Source organism: Hansschlegelia beijingensis (genome assembly GCF_045505405.1).
In the GTDB taxonomy this organism is placed as follows: Bacteria; Pseudomonadota; Alphaproteobacteria; order Rhizobiales; family Methylopilaceae; genus Methylopila; species Methylopila beijingensis_A.
In genome coordinates, this window is the sequence record NZ_JBJKEX010000750.1 from 1 (window position 1) to 501 (window position 501).

1 protein-coding gene is annotated in these 501 nt (G+C 74.3%); it reads left to right on the top strand.

Features of this window, described 5'->3' with window-relative positions; all coding sequences use genetic code 11:
- Window positions 1–501: HAD-IC family P-type ATPase (locus ACIKT0_RS19970; protein ID WP_407106969.1), on the top strand; the 501-nt coding region annotated here is incomplete at both ends.

Genomic DNA, 501 nt, shown 5'->3' on the forward strand with positions numbered 1-501 from the left:
CGTCGCCCGCGGCCTCGCGCTCGCAGCGCCCCGGGAGGTCGACGAAACTCCTGGCGAAGGGCTGACCGGCCTCGTCGACGGCCACAGGGTCGCGGTCGGGGGCCCGGGCTTCGTCGCGGCGTCGGTCGGAAATACGCTGGAGGGCCGCCGCAAGCTCCCGGCCGGGTCGGTACTTGTGACGATCGCGGTCGACGGCGAGATCGCGGGCCATCTCGTCATGGCCGACGCCCTCAGGGAGGACGCCGGCCCCATGCTGCTCAAGCTCCGGGCGGAGGGGATCGGACGAATCCTGCTCGCCACGGGCGACCGCGCCGACGTCGCGGAGCAGGTGACGAAAGGGCTGGGGCTCGACGCCCTGCGGGCCGGCCTCAGCCCGGACCAGAAGGTCCTGGTGGTGCTGAGCGAGCGGAAGAACGGGCCGGTCATGATGGTGGGCGACGGCGTGAACGACGCGCCCGCGCTCGCCGCCGCGGACGTTGGCGTGGCCATGGGCGCCCGGGG